This window comes from Sorangium sp. So ce1504, assembly GCF_051521635.1.
Lineage (GTDB): Bacteria > Myxococcota_A > Polyangia > Polyangiales > Polyangiaceae > Sorangium > Sorangium cellulosum_B.
This window is the reverse complement of sequence record NZ_CP150365.1, coordinates 8624141-8638768: the sequence shown is the minus strand read 5'-3', so window position 1 is coordinate 8638768 and position 14628 is coordinate 8624141. Positions and strand designations below refer to the sequence as shown.

Sequence of the window (14628 nt, the reverse complement as noted above, 5' to 3'; positions counted from 1 at the left end):
GCGGTCCCGGCAGGCGAGCTTGAGCCAGACCCGCCACGTCGTGCAATGGTCAGCGACGACGAGCCCGCTTCTCTTCCTTCGTTCGCGTCGTTCCGGCGTGGTCCACGCGGTCCACGGGGCCACGCATGTTCCGGGCGCGTGAGGGGGGAGGGGGGTCGCCATCGCACGTCCTGTTCATTACGCAGAGGGGGATGGTCCGCAGCGGATCCCCTGTCGCAGGCGACGCGCAGCACGCGCTTTCAGCCCGGGCGACGCGCGCCGGCGAGCGCGCGGCGCTCGCTCCTCCGGCCTTCGACGACCCCGCCGGCCAGCTCTCCCGCGCGGGCGAGCTGGAGGTGAGGGTGAGGGCGATGGACGCCCTCCTCTGCGCCGGCGTGCCGTTCATGGTGGCGGGGGCGTATGCCTTCTTCGCGTACACGGGCATTTTCCGGGACACGAAGGATCTCGACGTGATGCTGGACGAGCGGGAGGTGCCGGCGGCGTTCAGGGCGCTGCAGCGGGCCGGCTTCGAGACGGAGCTCATCGATCCGCGGTGGATCGGGAAGGCCTACGCGGGCGACCGTTTCATCGATCTCATCTTCTCGTCGAGCAACGGCCTGGCCGTGGTGGATGGCGGCTGGTTCGAGCACGCGCGTCCGGCCACGATCCTGGGGCACTCCTGCCTGATCGCGCCGGTCGAGGAGATCATCTTCACGAAGGCGTTCGTGGACGAGCGGGAGCGGTACGACGGCGCCGACGTGAACCACCTGATCTACGCGTGTGGGGACGAGATGGACTGGGAGAGGCTCCTCGCCCGGTTCGGTCCCTACTGGGAGGTCCTGTTCGCGCACCTGACGCTGTACCGCTTCGTCTATCCGGGCGCGCGGAGCCGGGTGCCCGGGTGGATCATCGACGAGCTCTGCCGGCGTACGCTGGAGCAGACGCGGGCCGGCGACGCGCCGCTCCGGGTATGCCGGGGCAACCTGATCAGCAGGCAGCAGTACGTGCACGACTACGAGAAGCTCGGGCTCGTCGTGGGGTCCGCTGCGTCCGCGCCCGAGGCGGCGCGGGGGGCGCTGTGCAGGAAGCGCCAGCGGTCTGCGGCGGGGCGGCCTCGCCTCGGCAAGGGGAAGCCGGGCCGTGACGGGGCTCCGGGCGGCGCGGAGGGGCCGGGGGTGGAGGTCGAGGCGGCGCGGGTCCGCAAGCCGGGATCATGAGCGCCGCCGTCGCCGGAGGGAACGGGGAGCCGGGCAAGCGCCGCATCGCGGCGTCCTCGGATCTGCACTGCCGGCCGGAGCACGGCGCCAGGATGCGCGAGCTCGTGAAGGCGGTGAACGCGGAGGCGGAGCTGCTCGTGCTGTGCGGCGATCTCACCGATCGCGGCCATCCCGAGGAGGCGAAGGTGCTGGCCGACGCGCTCGCCGGGCTCTCGATGCCGTGCGCCGCCGTGCTCGGCAACCACGATCTCGACCGGGGGGCGGGCGCCGAGGTCGCGAAGCTCCTGGGCGACGCGGGCGTCGAGGTGCTCGACGGAGATCACCTGATCTTGCGCGACGACATCGGGGTTGCCGGCGTGAAGGGCTTCATGGGCGGGTTCGGGAGCGCGACGCTCCAGGCGTTCGGCGAGGGCCCGCTCAAGGCGTTCGTCCAGGAGGCCGTGACCGAGGCGCTGAAGCTGGAGGCGGCGCTGTCCCAGCTCGACAGCGAGAAGAAGATCGTGATCATGCATTACACGCCGATCCTCGAGACGACCGTCGGCGAGAACGTGGAGATAAGGCCGTTCCTTGGGACGAGCCGCCTTGCCGCGCCGATCGATCTGTACGGCGCCGACGTGGTCTTCCACGGCCACGCGCACCACGGGGCGCTCGAGGGGCACATGTCGAACGGGACCCCGGTCTACAACGTGGCGATGCCGCTGCTCAGGAAGCTCACCGGCAAGCCGTTTCTGCTGTTCGAGGTGTAGCGGGCGAGCGCCGCTCGGTGCTTTCGCTCAGTGCTTCTGCAGGAAGGCCCGTATCGCTCCGAAATAGGCGGACGCGAAGAGGAGGATATCGTTGTGCCCGGCGCCGTCGATGAGGTGCAGGGCTTTCCTCTCGTGGGGGACGGCCGCGTGGTTCTCGCGGGCGTGGTCCGGCGGGAGCAGCGTGTCGCGCGCGCCGTGCAGGACGAGGACCGGGATCTCGACGTTCCTCAGGAGCTCCGGGTTCGAGAAGCTGCGGTGCGCCTCGTCGCGCAGATCGCCGAGGTCGATCTCGAAGAGGGCGAGCAGGTGCCGCACGTCGCTGAACCCGCTCTCGAGGAGGAGCGCGCGGTACGCGTCGCCGCGGTGCGCGGCGATGCGCGACGCCGGTGAGCTGCCGAGCGAGCGGCCGAAGAGCAGCGGCTTCGGCGGCCGGTCGAGGCCTGCGGCGCGGCTCGTCTCGGCGAGCTCGCGCTCGAAGAAATCGGAGACCTTCACGGGATCTTCTCGGAGCGAGCGCAGCGTCGGCTGCCCACCGCTCCAGCCATAGCCGCGGTAATCGACCATGAAGAGGTTGAGCCCGATGTCACGCCAGCCCTCGGCGATGTCGTCGTAGTCGGGGACGGTCTCGCCATTGCCGTGGAACGCGAGCACGGTCGGATTGCCCGGGTCGGACAGGTGCCAGCGCGCGCCGAGCGTCACCCCGGGGGCGACGGGGATGTCGTAGTCCGTCGCGCCGGCGGGTGGGCTCGTGTTCACCTGCCTGGGATAGAAGACGTCGGTGGCGCGAGGGTTCGCGTCGAGCGCGCGAAGGAGCTCGTCGAGCTGGCTGTCGGGGTCGTTCGTCGGCATGGCTGACCGTTCTGCCGAGGTCGGCGGGGGGAGTGGGCGCGCAGGATATGTCGTGCCCGGGTAGCATGGTACCTGGGACGGACGCCCGCGAGGGCGGTGGGGAGGCGGGGCGCGCGGCCCGAGGGTGGCCTACGCGGTCGCGATGACGCCTTGCACCGCGGGCTCGCCGTACTCGGCGCCGCCGGTGCGCACGACGAGGTTCGGGAGGATCTCCGCTACGCCGGCGCCGTGCGTATGGCCGCAGAGCACCTCGATCCGCCGCTCCGGGTGCCGCAGGGCGGCCTCGCGGAGCACCTCGCCTGTGGCCTTGCAGGTGAAATGGGGGAGCCAGTCGTCGTTGGAGATCTGACCTTCGTGCCAGCAGGCCTCCTTGAACGGGGGGACGTGCGTGGCGACGATGACGCGCCGGTACCGCTCGAGGGCCAAGGGCAGGACGCTGCGCAGGTACGCCGCGGCGTCGTCGCCGAGGCGGTGCAGGGCCTCTCTCCGGCGGCGCCGGTCGAGGGAGGTGAGCTCCTGGATGAGCACGTAATCGTTGAGCATGACGGGCGATCTCTCGTAATCGCCGAGGCGGGCGTCGGCCCAGCCGTCGTGGCCGACGAGGCCGGTGTCCGGGCTGAGCTCGACGTGGGGGATCGACGGGAGCCACCTGAGCCAGGGGGAGGTGGCCGAGAGCTCGGCGGCCATCGTGCGCACGGCGGCGATGCTCCCGCGGTAGAAATCGTGGTTGCCGAGGACGAAGTAGAGCGGGCGCTCGATGGCCCGGGCGACGGTCTCGAGGAGAGGGCGGAGGCTCGTGGCTTCCGCGATGTCGCCGGTGAAGAGGACGGCATCGGAGGCGGTGGCCGCGAGGGTGGAGCAGAAGGCGGTGAGTTCCTCGCGGGAGAGGAAGTTGAGGTGGACGTCGGTCGCCCAGGCGAGGCGGAGCGGGGTCGGCGCGGCCATGAGGGCAGGATAGGCGGGGAGGGGAGGGGGAGCCAGCGAGGTGGCGCGAGAGCGGGAGGCGCTCGCCGCGCGGCGAAGTGAGGGCGCTTCTTGTCGGCGGCGGCGAGGGGGTGGGGGCGGTGGGGCCGCCGCGGTTCAGGGGCGGTGAGCCCTGGGAGGAGCGTCAACAGGGCGCGCACTCCCGAGCTTCAATGGGGCGCCGCCTTTCCGTGGCGGAGACCTTCTTCGCAGGTTCGCCATGGCGCCGCCACCCCGCAATCGGCTCTCTCCTCGCGTGTTCCCGTCGTTTCATGTCGGCACGGTGCGTGCTTGAGGCTCCTCGTCATGCCGACGCTCGAGCACAACGCCCTCGTCGAGATCTTTCGTGAGCACCCGGAACTCGCGCCCCGCTTGCTCGCGACGCTCTTCCACGTCGAGGTACCGCCGCACGCCTCGGTTGCGGTGGTCGAGTCGTCGCTCGACCAGCTGATCCCAGTCGAGTTTCGCTCCGACCTGGTGCTCGAGCTTCGAGACGCGAGCGGCGCGCTCGCGCTGGCGATTGTCCTTGAGGTCCAGCGCGACGAGGATCCCGACAAGAAGTTCTCGTGGCCGACGTATGTCACGGTCGTGCGCGCCAGGAAGCGCTGCGGCACGGTCGTCCTTGTCGTGGCGCCGGACGCGGGCGTGGCCACCTGGGCGGCGGAGAACATCGACCTCGGCCTGGGGCTGGGCCACGTCGAGCCGCTGGTGCTCGGTCCAGCCGTAGTCCCCGAGATCACCGACCCTACCGAAGCCGAGCAAGAGATCGAGCTCGCTGTGCTCTCCGCCGTGGTGCATGGCAACGGGCCGAACGGGCTCACCGTGGTCCAGGCCGCGCTCGCCGCCCTCGGTAGGCTCGACCAGGAGCACGCGGCGGTCTATTTTCAGGTCATCTGGAACGGGTTGCGTGAGCCCATGCGGCGGGCTCTGGAGGCGTTGGTCATGGAACGGCAGATCGAAGGCGAGGCAACTTTTCCCCCGTTCGTGCAGAAGCTCATCGATCGCGGCAAGCTCGAGGGCCTGCGTGAGGGCTTGCGTGAGGGCGAGCTCAAGGCCAAGCGGGGCACGCTGCTCCGGCTGCTCGCGCGCGCAGGGATCGTGCTCGCCGAGTGCGAGAGCGCGCGCATCCAGGCATGCACGGACATCACGACCCTCGACCGCTGGATCGATAACGTTCTCGGGGCGAAGGATGCCTCGGAAGTGCTCTCCTGACGGTGGACGAAAGCGGCCCGACGAGGCGATGAATCACGGTCTCCAGATGTCTTCGTGAGAGCGTGAGCAGCCAGCGGCGGAGAGCTGGAGCAGCGCATCAAAGCCTTGATCACGTCCGGAGGTGCTTCAATGGGACCGCCGCCTCATGGCGATAGCCCGCCGGTCCCGTCCGCCTCCAGCGAGTCCGCCAGCGCGCAGCGCGCGAGTCCTGTCTTTTTGGCCTCCTCGCGCAGCATCGCGCCCTGCTCAGCGGCCCCTTTCACGCTGAGCATCGTGCGGAGCTCGATTCCATCGGGGCTCTCCACGTGCTCTGCGATCCACGCCGACCGCATCTGCCCGACGCTGATCGGATCGGCCTCCGGGTCGAGCCCGGCTCTCCTGTCGACATCGCACATCATCGCGACCGCCTCGGGGAAGGTCTGCCCGCCCGGGGCCGGGGCCTTCGCCTCGGGAGCTGAGCTGCAGGCGGAGAGGAAGGCGGAAAGGAGCAGCGGTGAGAGAGGATTGGGGCGCATGCTGCCTTCGACAGGAGAGCGCGCCTCGGCTTGGCAGCGATCACATCGCCCCGGTGCGCCGCCCTCCGGCTACCGGCTACTCGCCCGTGCCCCCGTCCACCGCCGGGACGAGCTCGATATCGACGTTCTGAGGCAGGAAGCTCTCGCACTCGTCGTTCATGACGGGCGCGAGCGTCTGCTCGAAGTCGTCGTAGCCTGTCCCCGAGATCTTCACCCAGGTCACGCCGGCCGTCCACAGCTCGCAGACGAGCGTCTCCAGCGCTTCGGGAGGAGGCTGCGCGCGATCGACGGCGCACACCAGGTTGGCCTCGTCGAGCGTCTTCCAGGTGGTCGGATCACTCAGGACGAAGATCGGCTCGTCCGCGGCGCTCCACGCGATGTGAACGGTGGTGTCCGGCGGGACGGTGGCGCCTCTCGCGCGCACGGTGATCGTGAACAGCGCCTGTCTCGGCCCCATCGGACAGCCGCTGGCGTCGCCCGTGCTCGAGCCGACGGACCCGCCGCCCCCCGCGCCTCTACAGGCGCCCACCACGGAAGCGCTCGCGATCGCCGCCACGGCGATCGCCGCGAAGACCGTGAGCGATACGATTCGACCAGGGGCGAAAGGAGGGCGTGGTGCCACAAGGGCGACAGGGTAGGGGCGACATGCCAGCAAATCCAGCGTGAGCAAGTTTTTGCGCAGGTGGAGCGCCCTTCTCCGTGCGCCCTGCTCTCGCAGGCGGTCGCGGCGTTCAGGCCTGGGCCTTGAGCTCCGCGATGTCCTTGAGGAGGGCCTGCTCGTGCCCGTCGGGCTTCACCTTCAGGTAGGTCCTTCGCAGCACACCCGACGGATCGATGACGAATGTCGTCCGGTCCCAGTACAGGGTGCCTTTCCACTCGCTCTGCCCGACGCCCGCGGCCTTGAGCAGCTCGTGGCGCGTGTCGGCGAGCAGGTCGATGGTGAACGAGAACTTGTCGCAGAAGCTCTTGTGCGACGTGACGTCGTCCTCGCTGACGCCGACCACGGTGATGTTGGCGTCGTCGAAATCGGCCTTGGAGGCCGTGAACGATTTGCCCTGGATCGTGCATCCCGGCGTGTCGTCCTTCGGATAGACGTAGAGGACGAGCCATTTGCCCGCGAAATCCTCGAGCTTCACGGTCTTGCCGTCCTGGTTTGGCAGGGCGAAGCGCGGAAACGGTTTTCCAATCTCGACGCTCATCTTCTCTTTGCCTTTGCTGTGGGCCGGAGGAGGGCTCCTCCTGGCCGGTGACGGGTCATGGGATGGGACGGATGAGACAGCGCGGCGGCGCGGACGTCACGTCGCTGCCCGCGCAGGGATCTAGCGCGGAATGAGCCCCCGGAACCAGGCCGTCACCGAGGACGAGGACTCGTCCTGGTGGAGCGAGTCCGGGCCTTCCAGCTCGTCGGCGAGCCCCCCGAGCGGCCCCTCGCTGCGCGGGGGTGGCGAGCTCGGGTGCTCCTCCCCGTGCGTCAGGATCGTGGCGCCCTCCAGGGTGGGCAGCAGGCTCAGGCCGCTGCCGCCGGCGGTCGGCTCCTTCGTGAGCGACTTGAACTCGAGGAGCATCATGTCGATGAGCTCGGCGATCTTCTGCGTCCCGTCGACCGCCCGCGCCGGCCCGCCCTTGGCGCGCTCCACGAGCGAGGCGACGTCGTCCTCGCTCACCGGGCGGCCGTAGCGGTAGAGGAAGCGGGTCAGGTCGCGCCCGAGCTCGCGCGCCGACAGGTAGCGAGCCCCCGGGTCGCGGGCGAGCGCGCGGCGGATGATCTGCTCCAGCTCGCGCGGCACATCGCTGTTGATCTGCTGGAGCGAGGGGATCACCGCGTCGCGCACCAGCCGCACCGTGATGTAGTCGGAGTCGCCGAGGAACAACCGGCGCCCGGCGAGCATCTCCCAGAGGATGATCCCGAGCGCGAAGATGTCGACGCGCTGGTCGACGCCCTGCTCGAGCACCGTCTCGGGCGCCAGGTAGCCGAACTTCCCCTTGATGATGCCCGCGTCGCTCTCGGCGAGCTGGCTCGACGCCTTCGCGAGCCCGAAGTCCACGATCTTCACCTCGCCGTAGCGCGTGATGAGCACGTTGGCCGGGGTGATGTCCCGGTGCACGATCTGGAGCGGCTTTCCGTCCCCGGTCGCGAGCTCGTGCGCGTAGGCGAGGCCCTGGCACATCTTCGCGGCCATGAAGGCGGCGACCTCGACGGTCATCGGCCGGCCGACCTTCTTCTGGTGATCGAGGAGGGCCCTCAGATCGGCGCCGTCCACGTACTCCATGACGATGAAGTAGGTGCCGTCGCCGACGCCGATGTCGAACACCGACACGACGTTCGAGTGCGAGAGGTGCGCCGAGAGGCGCGCCTCGTCGAGGAACATCGCGATGAACTGCTCCTTCTTGCTGAGCTGCGGCAGGACGCGCTTGATCGCGACCTGCTTCTTGAACCCTTCGATCCCCGCGCTCTCGGCGACGAAGACCTCCGCCATGCCTCCGGAGGCGAGGCGCTTGATGACCCGGTACCGCTGCTGCTCGGACATGCCCTGTCTGTCGTCCTCCCGCCCCGTGCCGCCTGGCCCTCCAGTCTAGCGGCTCGGGGCCCGCCGCGGATCAAATCCCAAAGGCGGCACGCCCCCTCGGGTCATCGGAAGGTGGCGAGCGCCGCCACCGCCGCGAAGGAGAGCCCGACGAGCGCGGCGAGGGCGAGCGCCGACAGCAGCGGCTCCGCCCGCACGGCGGCGAGCAGCCGGTCGCGATCCTCCCTGGACAGCGGCGCGCCATGGGTCCCGTCCTTGCTCTCGCCGCCCGAGGCGGCGGCGACGTGCGCCTCCAGGCGGCGCCGCGCGGTCCTGGATCGCAGCGCGAGCAGCAGCACCTGCGCCACCGCGGAGGCGGCGAGGACCACGAGGCCAGCGCGCCGCGCATGCGAGGCGCGGGCCCGCTCGCGCGCCTCGGCCGCCGGCATCCCGTCCGCGAGCAGCTCCACGCGCCGCGGCGAGGCGGACGCCGCCGCGGACGTGATCGGCCAGGCCACCGTGCCTGCGCCCTGCTCGTAGGGGTCGCTCGCGACCACGGCCCAGTCCGCCTCCCCGGGCGCGGCGCTGTCCGGGAGCGTCACCCTCCCCGAGAAGAAGCCCGCCCCGTCCGCCGCGAGCGGGACGATCGTCCCGAGCGCACGGCCGCGCGCACCTCCGATCGAGACGTAGGCGCGTGGCCTCGGCGTCGGGGAGATCAACCGGAGCTCGGGCCGTTCGCCATCGAGACCGCCCGGATCGAGCCAGATGGCTCCTGGGATCACGGGCAGCTTCCCTTCCCACGTGCCGCTCGCGATCCGTGTCCCTGGCGGTGCGCTCCCCGGGTGGGTCGCGCGGAGCGTGAGCTCGACCGTGTGCGCCAGCGGCTTGAGCGTGAGCTCCGCGGCGCCGCGCGCATCGACCGTGATCTGCGCCGGACCGCTGCCGCGCCCCTCGAGCTCCGCCCCGACGGCGCTCGCCTCGAGGCGAGCCCCTGCCGCGGGCGTTCCGTCCTGCGTCTCGATCGCGACCCGCACCCGCTCCGGGAACGGAGCTGCAAGGGCTCCCCGCGCCGCCGTGGTCTGCAGGCGCAGCTCCCCGTGCGCCGCGCCTGGCAGCGCGGTCGCGTGCGCCGCGCCTGGCAGCGCGCTCGTGTCCGCCGATGCGAGCGGCGGCAGCAGCGGGAGCTGCCGCTCCAGGAGCGTGCCGCTGCCCAGCGCGATCCGCACGGTCACCGGCTCCCGCAGCCCCGCTGGCGCGCGCAGCAGCGCCTCGCCGATGCCGTCCTTGTCGAGCGAGCCGGTCCATCGTTCGAGCGGCGCCCCTGCCGACACGGCGCTCACCTCGATCTGCGGGATCGCCGCCGCATCGTCGGCGCCGTGGAGGCGGCGCACCCCTTCGACGCGGAGCGCCAGCGCCTCGCTTCCGGCGACGGGCGCCCCCCACACCCGCACGCCGGTGGCCATGCGTGGCGAGCCTGGCCCCAGGATCGCGAGGGCTGCGAGCCCGATACCCAGCGCGGGCATGACGTACGTCGCTGCGTTGGGCATCGAGAGCATCGCTGCCCCCAGCATACCTCTCCGTCCTTGCCGCGCGGGGCGCGGGTGGGGCGCGGCTCCCGTCTGGCTGCTCGCGCGGAGCGCTGGCCTGGGCTGAGCCCCTTTGCGTCCGGGCGCCTCCTCCGATAGGAAGCCGCCGATGGCAGCCGACAGACCGGTGAAGCGCAAGCGCAAGGGTTCGGGGACCACGGGGCAGGGCGGTGAGGTCGTGTTGCGGCAGCGGACCGATCCGCGGAGCGAGCGACGCTTCGAGCCAAAGGCGTCGCTCGAGCTCGGCCTCACGATGCTCGGCATGTCCGTCGCGGCGCTGCTGGCCGGGGCGGGTGTTTACGGCCAGTGGTTCCGGGGCGAAGACGCTGGGGCGCACCCGGCAGCCACGTACCTGCTCCTCGGCGCCTTGCTCCTCGGGGCGGCGGTGGGGCTCTTCGGTCAGTGGTCGATGAAGGCGCTCCGTGTCGGTGATGCCGGGGTGGGGCTGGAGAGCGGACCTGGCGAGATCGAGCGCATCGGCTGGCACGATGTCACGGGCCTGTTGCTCACGGAGACCGCGCTCACGGTCCAGGGCAGCGGCACGGCGATCGCCATCCCGCTGCGAGCACACCTCGCGGCGGCCGCGCGCGTGCTGGCCGAGGCGAGGGCGCGTATCCCCACGCGTGCGGCTGACATCAAGGAAGGCGCGCTGCCTCCGCCCGACGATGCCGCCGGCGAGGTGCGCCCGCTGGAGCAGCCGCAGGTCGCCGGCCTCCGCTGCAAGGCGACCGACAAGCTGATCGCCTTCGAGGCCGACGCTCGTCTCTGCGGCCGTTGCGGCGAGCACTACCACAAGGAAGGCGTCCCCCCTCGCTGCATCACCTGCGAAGCGCCTCTGCGCTGAGCGCCCTGATTTCATGGGGGCCGGGCAGCCGGCACCCCCTTCCGGGCCCTCCGCGTTACGCCCTCAGATCCCGAATCGCCCCGCGTGCTCCCGGAGGAACGCGATGTAGACGTCCGCCTCTTGATGCGACGCCACCTCGCCCGACTCGACCGCCTCCTCCAGCGCGCGCTTGATCTCGCCGATCCGCCGCGACGGCGGCAGCCCGAACGCATGCATGAGGGCGTCGCCGATGCCGCTCGGCAGCGGCGGCACCACCGCGTCCTCCGCCTGGACCTGGAGCACCCGCTCGGCGAGCTCGCTGATCTGCTTCAGCCCCTTCCGCTTCTTCTCGGGCCGCTTCGTGGTGATGTCCGCCCGCGACAGGTCGAGCACGTCCTTCAGGCAGCCGCCCATCTCCTTGGCGAACCGGCGCACCGCGCTGTCGGTCCACGACGCGTCGTACTGGCTCGCCCGGAGGTGGTGCAGGATCAGGAAGCGGATGCTGTTCTTCAGCGCATCCTCCTTCGTGAAGAGCGGCAGCCGCCGGTCGATCTTGTCGAACATCCGCGCGCCGACCTCGGCGTGACCGAAGAAGTGGACCTCGCCCGTCGGCGAGATGGAGCGCGTCCTCGTCTTGCCGATGTCGTGGAGCAGGGCCGCCCAGCGGACCTCGAGCCGCGGGACGGCCTGACGTACCACCTGCTTCGTGTGCTTCCAGACGTCCTTGTGGCGCCACTCCCCGTCGCCGAAGCCCACCATCGCCTCGACCTCGGGCAGCATCGCGGCGAGGGCGCCCGACTCGAGCAGGGCGTCGAGCCCGGCCTCGGCGTCGTCGCTCATCATGACCCGGTCGAGCAGCTTGCGGACATCGGGCAGGTAGGCGGCGGCCGCGGCCTTGAAGTCGGCGGGCCGCCCGGAGATCACCCTGGACGAGGCGCGTGGCTCGGCGCCCGCTTCGGGCTGCTCGACCTCCGCCTTCTCTGCTCGCTGGACGGCCCACTCGAGGGCCTCCATCGCCCGCTTCGGGCTCGCTTCCTGGGTGAGAATCTCCTGCACGCTGGCCTTCCACACTTTCGAGGTTACGGGGTCGCCCACGGGGCGCCGGCTGGCGCGGCCCGAACGGGGGTTCGCCGGTTTAGAGCCAGCCGCACCTTCGCGCAATGGTTCGTCGCGTTCGTCGCGTTCGTCGCGTTCGTCGCTCGACGCCGCCGGATGACGTGCGTCCGCAGGCGATGGATGCGTCAGGTGCGGAGGAGCCGCCCCACGTGGTCCGTCTCCCAGGCGAGGGCCCGCTCGTAGTCGCGGAAGAGCCGCTCGCGGGCGAGGAACTGGGGCGGATGGAGCATCCGGCGCCCGTTGCCGTGGCTCGCCGGCATCACGTGGTGGATCATCTCGTGGTAGATGACGTAACAGATGAAGTAGCGGGGGACCCAGGGCCGGTCGAGCACCGGGTGGATGCGGATCAGCCGCTCGACCGCCGAGTAGCTCCCGAGCTTGATGGTGCGCCGCGGCTTCCGCGCCTTGGTCCGCTTGCCCCAGGTGATCAGCGCGTCGACCCCGCCGCCGAAGTACGCGTGGTTCAGCTTCTGGAACAGGATCAGCAGGTCGTGCGTCCGCCCCTGCGTCGAGAGCGGCGAGCTCACCGGCCGGCTCGCCCGGATGCGATGGCCGTTCTCGTCGATGTACTGGCCGACAACGAGCGAGGCGGCCCGGTCCTGGGTCACCACGTACCGGACGAGCGCCTCCTGGACGAGCGCCGGCGCGTCCAGGAACATGTGGTGGACGCGCGCCTGCAGGATGCCCTCCCGGAGCGAGGAGGAGATCATCTGCCGGTAGTTGTCGGTCACCGAGAGGAGGACCGGGCGCTTCTGGGCCAGCTCCAGCCGCCGGATGAGCGCCTGGCGCGCCCCCTCGTGCACGTAGATGTGCGGCTGGCCCGGCGGCAGATCGATGTCGATCGGATGATGACGGGGGTCCGGCACCCGGACGACCGCCCGGGAGACACGCGGCAGCAGGGAAGTACGCGCCGCGCCCTTCCCACCGCTGCGCGACAGACGGCCTGGAGGGGGTTGAGCGAAGGGGAAGGCCATCTGTCCCGCCATCTCAATCCTCCTTATTTGGGCGTATTCTCGGGTGGGATCCTTGTCAAGCGAGCGGCCGAGAACATCGAAATCATTCGGATTTGTGACTATGTAAGCGGGTGGCCGGACCCTCCGGAGGGAGAGGGAGGGCGCCCGGGCCGCCGCTCGCCGGTGATCTGGATTTCCTCTGCAAATTCATGTGCTTGTAGTGAAGGCCACGAGCGCCTGCGCCGGTCGGGCCGCCTTCCGCCTCGGACGCGCGTCTTCTGCTCCTGCTCTCTCTCCCGCCATGACACGGCGCGCACGCAGCGCCTCGCTCATCGCGAGGCGAGCGCCCGGGGATCGAGGATCTGCGTCATGCGCCAGCGGCCCTGCGCGCGCTGGGAAGGCTCCGGCTCGAGGGCGACGACAAGGGCAGTACAGAAGCCGGCGGGGAGCAGCGCTGTCGCGCCCCGGCCGGGCGTGTCGACGAGCGTACGGACGAGGTGCTCCACGTTCGGCTGGTGCCCGACGAGCAGCGCGTCGGCGCCGCCTCGGGCGAGCGCGGCGACCAGCGAGCTCGGGAGCCCGGCGTCGAGCGCGAGCTCGTCCCGGAGCTCGACCTCCGGCGCGCCGCAGATCGGCGCCGCGATCTCGGCGGTCTCTCTCGCGCGCGCGAGGGGGCTCGCGAGCACCAGCGGCAGCGGGGCGCCGCCCCGGAGGCGGTGGAGCTCGAGCGAGACCCGCGCCACGCGCTCGCGGCCCTCGGGGGTGAGCCTCCGGTCCGCGTCGCGCCCGCTGGTCGCCCGCTCCTCCGCCGGGCCGTGCCGCATCACGTAGAGGTGCATGGCGTCGATGGCAGCCGGCGTCAGTTCGTCTTGCCCGGGGGACGGCGGGCGTCCTGGCCGGATGAGGCTGCCTCGCCGCGACCCTTCGCCTGCGCGGGGGCCTCGGCCGCGGCTCCGCCCTTCGGGCCGGGGCTCGCGGCGCCGTTCGTCGGGGCGGCCCCGCCGATGCGCGAGATGCCGTGCTTCGCGAGGACCATCGACTCGATCTTGTCGAGCACCGCCGGGTGCTGCTCGAGGTAGGTGCGGGCGTTCTCCCGGCCCTGACCGATGCGCTCGCCCTGGAACGAGAACCACGAGCCGCTCTTCTCGATGATGCTCGCCTCGGTCGCGAGGTCGATGACGTCGCCGCTGTGGCTGATGCCCTGGCCGTACAGGATGTCGAACTCCACCTCGCGGAACGGAGGAGCCATCTTGTTCTTCACGACCTTGACGCGGGTCCGGTTGCCGACGACCGCCGGCTCCTTGCCGCCCGCGGCGGCCTCCTTGATGGCGCCGATGCGGCGGATGTCGAGCCGGACCGAGGCGTAGAACTTGAGGGCGTTGCCGCCGCTCGTCGTCTCGGGGCTGCCGAACATGACGCCGATCTTCATCCGGATCTGGTTGATGAACATCAGCAGGCACTGCGAGCGCGAGGTCGTGCCGGTCAGCTTGCGGAGCGCCTGGCTCATCAGCCGGGCCTGGAGGCCGACGTGGCTGTCGCCCATGTCGCCCTCGATCTCGGCCTTGGGGACGAGCGCGGCGACCGAGTCGACGACGATGATGTCAACGGCGTTCGAGCGGACCAGCATGTCGGCGATCTCGAGCGCCTGCTCGCCGTAGTCGGGCTGGGAGATGAGCAGCTCGTCGGTCTTCACGCCGAGCTTCTTGGCGTAGTTCACGTCGAGGGCGTGCTCGGCGTCGATGAACGCCGCCGTCCCGCCCGCCCGCTGGACGGCCGCGATGGCGTGGAGGGTGAGGGTCGTCTTGCCGCTCGACTCCGGTCCGTAGACCTCGACGATGCGTCCGCGCGGGTAGCCGCCGATGCCGAGGGCGATGTCCAGGCCGAGCGAGCCGGTCGCCACGGCCGCGACCTCGTCGTGCAGCGTCTGCCCGTCCTTGAGGCGCATGATCGCCCCCTTGCCGTACTCCTTCTCGACGCTGGCGATCGCGAGCTCGAGGGCGGCAGACTTCTGCTTGGTGTTCTTCTCGTCACTCATGAGTACCTCGGGGAGGGAGCGATAGGAGGGGGCGACGGCGGGGGACCGCGGAGGTGGACCCACGGCGCGCAGGGCAACAGTTTCCGGCAGCTTTACTGTCCGGTTGTTCAGGAAGCAAGACCCCCGCATC

The 14628-nt window shown here is 70.8% G+C and carries 15 protein-coding genes; 4 read left to right on the top strand and 11 right to left on the bottom strand.

Annotated elements, in window-relative coordinates; translation table 11 throughout:
* Positions 1-191: 191 nt before the first annotated feature.
* Positions 192-1196: a hypothetical protein gene (locus tag WMF39_RS32480; RefSeq protein WP_437740354.1), complete on the top strand. Its 1005-nt coding sequence runs from the start codon at positions 192-194 to the stop codon at positions 1194-1196.
* Complete coding sequence (locus WMF39_RS32475; RefSeq protein ID WP_437740353.1) at positions 1193-1942, top strand: metallophosphoesterase family protein; 750 nt, start codon at positions 1193-1195, stop codon at positions 1940-1942. Before WMF39_RS32480 ends, WMF39_RS32475 begins: the two co-directional genes overlap by 4 nt.
* 27 nt (positions 1943-1969) lie before the next feature.
* Here the strand turns inward: WMF39_RS32475 and WMF39_RS32470 are convergent, their stop codons facing one another.
* Complete coding sequence (locus WMF39_RS32470; RefSeq protein WP_437740352.1) at positions 1970-2791, bottom strand: alpha/beta hydrolase; 822 nt, start codon at positions 2789-2791, stop codon at positions 1970-1972.
* Positions 2792-2920: 129 nt separating this feature from the next.
* A complete protein-coding gene (locus WMF39_RS32465; RefSeq protein WP_437740351.1) occupies positions 2921-3736 on the bottom strand; it encodes a metallophosphoesterase family protein in 816 nt (271 codons plus the stop codon).
* 324 nt (positions 3737-4060) lie between these two features.
* Between WMF39_RS32465 and WMF39_RS32460 the strand changes: the two genes are divergently transcribed.
* Entirely contained in the window at positions 4061-4966 is a 906-nt protein-coding gene (locus WMF39_RS32460; RefSeq protein ID WP_437740350.1) for a hypothetical protein, read from the top strand.
* A gap of 143 nt (positions 4967-5109) precedes the next feature.
* Here the strand turns inward: WMF39_RS32460 and WMF39_RS32455 are convergent, their stop codons facing one another.
* The 5 genes from WMF39_RS32455 to WMF39_RS32435 form a co-directional block, all read right to left on the bottom strand.
* Positions 5110-5481, bottom strand: coding sequence for a hypothetical protein (locus WMF39_RS32455; RefSeq protein WP_437740349.1), 372 nt, complete (start codon positions 5479-5481; stop codon positions 5110-5112).
* Positions 5482-5557: 76 nt separating this feature from the next.
* Positions 5558-5938 carry a hypothetical protein gene (locus WMF39_RS32450; RefSeq protein WP_437740348.1) on the bottom strand — a complete coding sequence of 127 codons (381 nt, stop codon included), beginning with the start codon at positions 5936-5938 and terminating at the stop codon, positions 5558-5560.
* A 274-nt stretch (positions 5939-6212) separates the two neighbouring features.
* The gene (locus WMF39_RS32445) at positions 6213-6680 is read right to left on the bottom strand and encodes a peroxiredoxin (protein WP_437740347.1); all 468 of its coding nucleotides are present in this window, start codon (positions 6678-6680) and stop codon (positions 6213-6215) included.
* Positions 6681-6800: 120 nt separating this feature from the next.
* The gene (locus tag WMF39_RS32440; protein WP_437740346.1) at positions 6801-8009 is read right to left on the bottom strand and encodes a serine/threonine protein kinase; all 1209 of its coding nucleotides are present in this window, start codon (positions 8007-8009) and stop codon (positions 6801-6803) included.
* Positions 8010-8110: 101 nt separating this feature from the next.
* A complete protein-coding gene (locus WMF39_RS32435; protein ID WP_437740345.1) occupies positions 8111-9541 on the bottom strand; it encodes a hypothetical protein in 1431 nt (476 codons plus the stop codon).
* Positions 9542-9680: 139 nt separating this feature from the next.
* Here WMF39_RS32435 and WMF39_RS32430 point away from each other — a divergent pair, with 139 nt between their 5' ends.
* A complete protein-coding gene (locus tag WMF39_RS32430) occupies positions 9681-10415 on the top strand; it encodes a hypothetical protein (protein ID WP_437740344.1) in 735 nt (244 codons plus the stop codon).
* Between the two features lie 63 nt (positions 10416-10478).
* Here WMF39_RS32430 and WMF39_RS32425 read toward each other — a convergent pair whose 3' ends face one another.
* From WMF39_RS32425 to recA, 4 genes are all read right to left on the bottom strand, one after another.
* The gene (locus WMF39_RS32425; protein WP_437740343.1) at positions 10479-11450 is read right to left on the bottom strand and encodes an HDIG domain-containing metalloprotein; all 972 of its coding nucleotides are present in this window, start codon (positions 11448-11450) and stop codon (positions 10479-10481) included.
* A 185-nt stretch (positions 11451-11635) separates the two neighbouring features.
* A complete protein-coding gene (locus WMF39_RS32420) occupies positions 11636-12376 on the bottom strand; it encodes a hypothetical protein (protein ID WP_437740342.1) in 741 nt (246 codons plus the stop codon).
* A 416-nt stretch (positions 12377-12792) separates the two neighbouring features.
* Positions 12793-13302 (bottom strand): SixA phosphatase family protein, encoded by a 510-nt coding sequence (locus WMF39_RS32415; protein WP_437740341.1) that lies wholly within the window; start codon positions 13300-13302, stop codon positions 12793-12795.
* A 20-nt stretch (positions 13303-13322) separates the two neighbouring features.
* Complete coding sequence (gene recA, locus WMF39_RS32410; protein WP_437740340.1) at positions 13323-14498, bottom strand: recombinase RecA; 1176 nt, start codon at positions 14496-14498, stop codon at positions 13323-13325.
* Between the last annotated feature and the right edge of the window lie 130 nt (positions 14499-14628).